Genomic DNA, 7,695 nt, shown 5'->3' with positions numbered 1-7,695 from the left:
TCAGGTTCAGGACACCTTAGAATCCTACTTTGATTAAATAAATAATTAAAAAATCAATTTACGAGAAAGATCTATTTACACAAAAGATTTGACAGTTTCAGATGATGACCATAATAAAGAAGTAAAGTGTTTTAAATATATATAGTGTTATTTAAAATAAATTATATCTTGTTTCTGTGGAGGGAAACCATGACTACGATTTTGATTAATGACATCGTTCCCATACTAGTCATCATGCTATTAGGGTACGTATGTGGAAAGTTTACATTCTTTGACGACGATCAGCGTCAAGGTTTAAATAAACTAGTTTTAAATATTGCATTGCCTGCAGCTTTGTTTATTTCAATTGTCAAAGCTACGAGAAAAATGTTCGCACAAGACATAGTTTTGACATTGATCTCATTAGTAGGTGTTACAGGCTTATTCATGCTCAGCTATTATTTAGATAAGCTGATGTTTCATAGATCAACGCAAGAAGCTGCAGTTTGTGCGATGATTGCTGGCTCACCAACGATTGGTTTTTTAGGATTTGCCGTTCTTGATCCTATTTATGGCAATAATGCTACAACTAACTTAGTTATTGGGATTGTTTCTATTGTTGTTAATGCGGTTACTATTCCTTTAGGTTTGTCTTTAATTAATAGAGGACAAGCTGCTTTAAAGGAAAAGGCTAAGAAGAATAATGGTGGTACTGAGGTTGAAGTTGAGTTACCTCAAAAGGGTACTGCTGTTAAGAAGGTCAAGAAGGTTACTGTTCCTGACGACATACCTGTAAGTGACGAAGAAGCTAAAGCTCTTAGCGAAAAAGGAATTAAACGTGAAATTGATTTAGTTCATGCTGAATTCAAGGATCATGCTGGCGAAGACAATGGCAAGCATATGAATCCAACTTTGAAATCAGTTCTTGATGCGATTAAGAAGCCAGTTGCTGCTGCTCCACTTATCGCTGTTATCCTTGTTTTGATCGGAATTAGAGTTCCTAGTTCATGGGCTCCTACGTTTGATTTGATTGCTAAGGCTAATGCTGGTGTTGCTGTTTTAGCTGCCGGTTTAGCTTTATCAACTGTTAAATTCTCAATTGATAAAGAAGTTATCTGGAATACATTCTTCCGTTTGTTCTTAACTCCTGCAATTATTGTAGCTGCCGCATACTTATGTGGTATGGGATCAGACCCGCAGAAGATTTCAATGCTTTGTTTAGCAACCGGATTGCCACCTGCATTTTCAGGTATTATCATTTCTAGTCGTTACAACATTTATGTTAAGGAAGGTGCAAGTTCAGTTGCTGTTTCAACTGTCTTCTTTGCAGTAAGTTGTATTTTCTGGATTTGGGCATTACCACTAATCGCCGGTGTATTCCACTAATAAACGATAAAATAAAAAGCTTCGCGAGAAGCTTTTTTATTTTGCGTTATAAGTCTATTTTCTTTTGTTAAAATAATTAATAGAAAAGTATGTAATAAATGTAATTTAGTTGATAGTAGGTGTGGATGATGAAGACAATTGCCCTAGCCGCAAATTATGCATATATAAATAATATTGAAACGACGATTTTTGTCTTTTGCTGAAACTGCTGATCATGATAGCAAGTATGGCAATTATCAAATCTTCGCCAATGATGATCTTGATGGAATGGTCCAAAAGATTCTAGAAATTGTTAAGCAAGATAAAAATTAGATTATTTTGCATCTTTGATAGGGATGCAGCCTGCAATAAAAATTGCGATGCCGATGATTAACCAAAAATTATTTTTCATAAAATAGGCACAGTTAGCAAGTAAGATGCCAAGCAAAATAGTGGCCCAGTCGGTTAGTAAAAAGATTTTTGCTCTCGTTTTTAAGGGTGTCAAACTTTGGTAAATACTGATAGCAGCTTGAACGATTAAAAATAAAGCTAAAACAATCCAAACAGCATTTGAAACGATATTGCCAAAGGCGGTGTTGGAAACGATGCTGGCGATACTGATGAAGACAACGGTAATTCCGAGTAATAGGAAGACAATGTTGCGTAATTTGGTTAAAATACGTTCTTTTCGTTCTTGATCTGTCATATTTCTCTCCAATCTTTTTTGTACTATCTTACAGATTATTCTACAATTTGTAAATTTATCCTTGCTATCTCTTGCAATGCCTGCTATACTAAGTAATTGTAAATTCTACCTAAGACTCGGGTGGCATGACGCCTCAAAATCCCGCCGAGGCCAGAAGATAATGAAGATTTTTATGCTCCATGTCTTTCGGCATGGAGTTTTTGCTTTGAAAAGGCCTTATAGAATTTATCAATGCGATCATGGAGGTGAAATTAATTGAGTAAAGCTGCTATTGCTGAAAAGGAAAAGCTCGTTGATGCATTTGCTGAAGAACTTAAAGCTGCTAAGGCAATCTTGGTAATTAACTACCTTGGTTTAACTGTTGAAGAAGTTACTAATATGCGTAAGGATCTTCGTGATAACGATGTTAAGATGAAGGTTATCAAGAATACCTACTTGAGACGTGCTGCTGCTAAGGCTGGTATTGAAGGCCTTGACGATACTTTTGTAGGCCCAACTGCTGTTATCTACACTGATAACGCTGATGATATTACTGAACCTGCACGTATTGTTTCTAAGTACGAAGATGATTTCGACGTTATCGAAATCAAGGGTGGTATGCTTGAAGGTAAGTTGACTTCTAAGGATGAAATCAAAGAACTTGCTTCAATCCCAGGCCGCGAAGGGTTGCTTTCAATGCTTGTTTCTGTATTGCAAGCTCCTATCCGCGACTTCGCTTATGCTGTTAAGGCTGTTGCTGAATCAAAGGACGAAGACTCAGCTGAATAATAAACAATTGTATTTAATATCTAAATTCTAATTTTTCGGAGGATACTTAAATGGCTTTAGATACTGATAAGATTATTGAAGAATTAAAGGGTGCTTCAATTCTTGAATTGAACGACCTTGTAAAGGCTATTGAAGACGAATTTGACGTTACTGCTGCTGCTCCAGTTGCTGCTGCAGGTGCTGGTGACGCTGCTGCTGCTAAGTCAGAATTCGACGTTGAATTAACTGACGCAGGTCAAGAAAAGGTTAAGGTTATCAAGGAAATCCGTGACATCACTGGCAAGGGCTTACTTGATGCTAAGAAGTTGGTTGACGGTGCTCCAGTTATCGTTAAGGAAGGCGCTTCAGAAGACGATGCAAACAAGATCAAGGAACAACTTGAAGGCGTTGGCGCAACTGTAACCCTTAAATAATTAATGCCTTAGGGCAATTAAGAATAAGTTCTTCGCACATAGCGAAGGACTTATTTTTTTGTGTAATTTATTTTATGATGCAAGGTATAAATAAAAAATTAACGCCATATCAATGGGTAATGGCGATTTTATCCATTATTTCAATCTTTTTAATTTTATTAGATTTTGCGGCAGTAATTAGCATCGATCAACCTACGAGCAAATGGTTTTGGATAAATGCGGGTATCGTAGTCTATTTTGCAATTGATTATTTTTATCATTTAAGACAAGCAAAAGATAAAAAGGTTTTCTTTAAAACACATATCTATGATTTATTGAGCATTATTCCAATGGGACTGCTATTCGTTGGACTAAACGTCTTTAATTTGTCTGGATTAGTGTCGGACTTGCGATTATTACGTTTGATTCGACTGGCCGGTTTAATGGGAAAATTAAGGGAAATCTTTCATACCAACGGCTTACTTTACGTTATCTTTTTTACCATTACGTTTATTTTAGTTGGTGCTGAGGCCTTTGCGATTGCCGAACATGTGACACTGGATACGGCTTTTTGGTGGGTTGTTTCAACTGCTTCAACAGTCGGTTATGATGCAATTTTTGGTAAAACAATTCCGCCTCACAGTATTGTAGGGAAGTTCGTCACGTTGATAACAATGCTCTTGGGTATTGGTATTGTCGGTATGCTGACGTCATCCATTACGTCATATTTAATGCGGCGAACGAATGGAGCTCATACTCATGAGACGCATGATAATATTGAATTAATTCTGAAAAAGCTTGATGATATTGAAAAGCAAAATCAGGCCTTAACGGATCAAAATAAAAAGCTACAGGCCGAAATTGAAAATTTAAAGACCGAGCAAAATTCAAGTGAACTAAGTAAAATAAAAGATTGGTTTGAAAAAAGAAAGGATAATTAGATGAGCGAAGAAAAAAATCAAATGTACTTTGCGGCAGATCCTACGGCTAAGCATGATGAGCACGTTGTAGATTATCATGTAGATGATATTGATTTGAAATTTACCACTGATGCCGGCGTCTTTTCCAAAATGCGAATTGATTACGGTAGTGGCGTTTTAATCAAGACCATGAAGGACGTAACTTTTCCTAAAGAGGGTATTTTGGACGTAGGTACTGGCTATGGCCCAATTGGTTTGTTTGCAGCTAAGTTTTGGCCTGATCAAACAGTTGATATGGTTGATGTTAATGAGCGTGGACTTAATTTAGCTAGACAAAATGCCAAGAATAATCATATCTCTAATGTGGATATCTACACTTCTGATTGTTATGCACAGGTGGATAATGATAAAAAGTTTGGCTTAATATTAACAAATCCGCCGATTAGAGCCGGCAAAAAAGTCGTAAATGAGATTTTAATGGGTGCAAATGAGCATTTAGTGAGTGGTGGCGTTCTCTTAGTAGTAATCCAGAAAAAGCAGGGAGAACCTAGTGCCCGTAAGAATATGACTGCCATTTACGAAAATTGTGAAATTTTAACAAGAGATAAAGGCTATTATATCTTAAAATCAACTAAGAATTAAATAAATAAGAATTGCGTAAAAGCCTTATTAGATCAATATTAGAGTTTATAAAAATGCTTTCTTTTGGCGATTAGCCTCTCTATAATAAAGATATAAAGATAGAGAATATGTGAAGAGGTTAATTAGTCATGAAAAAAGTTTGGAAATATATCGTTGCTGTTTTAATTGTAATCGTTGGTGTATTTATGTTGGGTTGGATCTCAGGCGATAACGAAACTGCTGGCCCAGCAAGTATCGCTGCATTGTACCTTATTTTGTCAGGTATCTTCTTCTACCACAACTTTAGAAATCGCAACATCAGTACTTTATAATCAGTACTCACTAAAAGATTAAAGGACTAGTCAAAATGGCTAGTCCTTTTTTGGTAAAATAAAATGGAAAGAACTTAAATTGAATGTGAGTGAAAATAATGCTTTCTAGCGATGATAAACAGAAATACATGCAATTAGCCATAGCCCAGGCAAAAGAGGCTGAGAAGCAAGGAGAAGTTCCTATCGGAGCCGTAATAGTTGATCCTGATGGCAAGGTAATCGGCACTGGTTATAATAGGCGAGAATTAGATAAAGATGCCACCCAACATGCGGAGATGATTGCTATTAAAGAAGCATGTAAGAATTTAGGCATGTGGAGACTAATTGACTGTAGTTTATTCGTAACTTTAGAACCTTGTCCGATGTGCGCTGGTGCAATTATTAATTCGCGCATTAAGGATGTCTATTTTGGTGCGCTTGATCCTAAAGCAGGCGCCTGTGGATCAGTTGTGGATTTATTTACTGTGGAAAAATTTAACCACCATCCTCATGCAATTCGCGGTCTTTATCGTGATCAATGTGCCCAAATGTTAAAAGACTTCTTTAGAGCAATTCGGCAAAAACAAAAAGAAGCAAAACAAGCTCAAAAAGAAGAAAATAATTAACTTTTTGAGGCAATAAACTAGAAAAAAGTTCTAAAATACGTTATTATACTTTTTGGGCAATGTTTGACCTCTGAAGCGTGTCAGGACCGGAAGGTAGCAGCACTAAGGTCGTTCAGGCATGTGCCCTTTATTGGACATTAACAAGCTCTTAGCTCTTTTAGAGTTAGGAGCTTTTTTACTAGGGAAGAGAATTTATGGCTTATCAAGCACTATATCGAAAATGGCGGCCACGGACTTTTGATAGTGTGATTGGTCAAGAAGCAATTACCGATACGCTTAAAAATGCGATTATCCGAGGCAAAGTTTCTCATGCATTCTTGTTTGCGGGACCTCGTGGTACTGGTAAGACCTCTTGTGCCAAGATATTTGCGAAAGCATTAAACTGTACTCATCTTCAAGATGGTGAACCATGCAATAAATGCGCCAATTGTATTGCGGCAGATCAAGGATCAATGCCTGATATTATGGAAATCGATGCGGCTTCCAACAACGGTGTTGATGAAATCCGTGAAATTCGTGATAAGGTAAAGTACGCTCCAACAGAAGGAAAGTACAAAGTTTACATCATCGACGAAGTTCATATGCTCTCAATGGGTGCTTTTAACGCATTGCTTAAAACGCTAGAAGAGCCACCAGAGCATGTCGTTTTCATTTTGGCAACGACAGAATTGCAAAAAGTACCAGCTACGATCATTTCTAGAACGCAGCGCTACAATTTTAAACGAATTTCCAAGGCTGATCTTGAAAAGAGAATGAAGTATATTCTCGATCAAGAAAATATTAAATACGAAGATAAGGCAATTGCGGTCATCGCACAGGTAGCTGATGGTGGGATGCGTGATGCGCTCAGCATTTTGGACCAGCTGCTTAGTTATGAAAAAGAAAGCGTCAATTATGAAGATGCTTTGCAGATTACTGGTTTTGCTGATCGTAAAAATGTCGAACAAATTTTGCTTAAATTATTAAGTAAAGATGCACCCGCTGCTTTGAAGCTAGCTCAAGAAGAATTAGATAAGGGTGCTAGCTCCAAGAACATCTTGGATGAATTAGTCGATATGGCCACCAAGAGCTTGATGATCATCAAAACAGGCGATGACGATAAAAATATGTTTTTATCGGAAGACTTTATCGCTAAAATAAAAGATGTACCTACTTCAACATATTATCGTTTGATTACTTTGGCTAATAAGGCATTGAACGATTTGCGCTATACTAACCAGCAACAAATTCCATTGGAAGTATTCTTGGTAGAGGCTACTACAAGTGAATCGAAACAAGTAGCAGCATCAACATCTGCACTTGTAGCTAAGACTGCACCAGTACCACAACAAGGTAGTACGGACATTTCTGCGGAACTCGCCGCTTTAAAGAATCAAGTGGTTGAATTAACGCAAAAAGTTCAACAGCTTTCCAAGAGACCATCTTTTGCAAAAGATCAGGTTTTTCAATTGGATACGGCGATTCCAAAATCAGTGCCTAAGGCGAAGGCCAAGCCGGCTGAACCAGTTAAGAAAAAGCCAGTCAAAAATATCAAAAAAACTACAGCAGAAAATCGCAAACAGGTTTATCATGTTCTTGAAAACGCCACTAGAGATAATTTAAATACCATCAAAAATGTGTGGCCTGATTTGCAATCTGTCTTGGCAGTTTCTGAAAGAGCATTGCTTGATGTACTTGAACCAGTGGCAGCTAGTCCTGATCAAGTAGTCATGAAATGCAAGTATACTTTGTGGTTTGAAAATGCTAGTTCAGATAGTGATTTGCTGGAAAAATTAACGAGTTATATCGAAAAGTTTGCTAAACATTATTATGGTATCGTTTTAGTCCCAGATAGTGATTGGCTGGCAGTAAGAAAAGAATTCGTTGAAAGTCACAAGGCTGAATTATTAGCTAAGAAAAAGCAACAAATCGAAGATAAAGAAGAAGCAGACTCCAAAGAAGATACCGAAGTAATTGATAAAGCTAAGGATCTATTCGGGGATGCAGTAACCATTAAAGATTAAGGAG

General features: G+C 37.1%; 10 protein-coding genes, 1 other RNA gene and 1 other annotated feature. Of the genes, 10 read left to right on the top strand and 1 reads right to left on the bottom strand.

Features of this window, described 5'->3' with window-relative positions; translation table 11 throughout:
• Nucleotides 1-189 precede the first annotated feature (189 nt).
• Nucleotides 190-1,365 carry an AEC family transporter gene (locus WS44_RS05900; RefSeq protein WP_046433640.1) on the top strand — a complete coding sequence of 392 codons (1,176 nt, stop codon included), beginning with the start codon at nt 190-192 and terminating at the stop codon, nt 1,363-1,365.
• Nucleotides 1,366-1,539: 174 nt separating this feature from the next.
• Nucleotides 1,540-1,677, top strand: a complete 138-nt coding sequence (locus tag WS44_RS09995) for a hypothetical protein (RefSeq protein WP_158304735.1) — start codon at nt 1,540-1,542, stop codon at nt 1,675-1,677.
• A 1-nt stretch (nt 1,678) separates the two neighbouring features.
• Here WS44_RS09995 and WS44_RS05895 read toward each other — a convergent pair whose 3' ends face one another.
• Nucleotides 1,679-2,050, bottom strand: a complete 372-nt coding sequence (locus WS44_RS05895) for a hypothetical protein (RefSeq protein ID WP_013437187.1) — start codon at nt 2,048-2,050, stop codon at nt 1,679-1,681.
• 90 nt (nt 2,051-2,140) lie between these two features.
• Nucleotides 2,141-2,262 (top strand) — a sequence feature (ribosomal protein L10 leader region).
• Between the two features lie 43 nt (nt 2,263-2,305).
• Here WS44_RS05895 and rplJ point away from each other — a divergent pair.
• The 8 genes from rplJ (at nt 2,306) to dnaX (ending at nt 7,691) form a co-directional block, all read left to right on the top strand.
• Nucleotides 2,306-2,818 carry a 50S ribosomal protein L10 gene (gene rplJ, locus WS44_RS05890; protein ID WP_013437188.1) on the top strand — a complete coding sequence of 171 codons (513 nt, stop codon included), beginning with the start codon at nt 2,306-2,308 and terminating at the stop codon, nt 2,816-2,818.
• Between the two features lie 50 nt (nt 2,819-2,868).
• Entirely contained in the window at nt 2,869-3,231 is a 363-nt protein-coding gene (gene rplL, locus WS44_RS05885) for a 50S ribosomal protein L7/L12 (RefSeq protein WP_013641504.1), read from the top strand.
• 74 nt (nt 3,232-3,305) lie between these two features.
• Nucleotides 3,306-4,151 carry an ion transporter gene (locus WS44_RS05880; protein WP_013437190.1) on the top strand — a complete coding sequence of 282 codons (846 nt, stop codon included), beginning with the start codon at nt 3,306-3,308 and terminating at the stop codon, nt 4,149-4,151.
• Complete coding sequence (locus WS44_RS05875; protein ID WP_013437191.1) at nt 4,152-4,772, top strand: methyltransferase; 621 nt, start codon at nt 4,152-4,154, stop codon at nt 4,770-4,772. It abuts the gene before it with no gap.
• 128 nt (nt 4,773-4,900) lie between these two features.
• Nucleotides 4,901-5,083: a hypothetical protein gene (locus tag WS44_RS05870; RefSeq protein WP_046433638.1), complete on the top strand. Its 183-nt coding sequence runs from the start codon at nt 4,901-4,903 to the stop codon at nt 5,081-5,083.
• 98 nt (nt 5,084-5,181) lie between these two features.
• Nucleotides 5,182-5,688 (top strand): tRNA adenosine(34) deaminase TadA, encoded by a 507-nt coding sequence (gene tadA / locus WS44_RS05865; RefSeq protein WP_014565560.1) that lies wholly within the window; start codon nt 5,182-5,184, stop codon nt 5,686-5,688.
• A gap of 51 nt (nt 5,689-5,739) precedes the next feature.
• Nucleotides 5,740-5,820: signal recognition particle sRNA small type (ffs, locus tag WS44_RS09990), an RNA gene on the top strand.
• Between the two features lie 62 nt (nt 5,821-5,882).
• The gene (dnaX, locus tag WS44_RS05860; protein WP_046433636.1) at nt 5,883-7,691 is read left to right on the top strand and encodes a DNA polymerase III subunit gamma/tau; all 1,809 of its coding nucleotides are present in this window, start codon (nt 5,883-5,885) and stop codon (nt 7,689-7,691) included.
• Nucleotides 7,692-7,695: the final 4 nt, after the last annotated feature.

Source organism: Lactobacillus sp. N54.MGS-719 (assembly GCF_000980505.1).
GTDB classification, from domain to species: Bacteria; Bacillota; Bacilli; order Lactobacillales; family Lactobacillaceae; genus Lactobacillus; species Lactobacillus amylovorus.
Note: the sequence above shows the minus strand (reverse complement) of the source record. Positions and strands in the feature narration are given on the sequence as shown.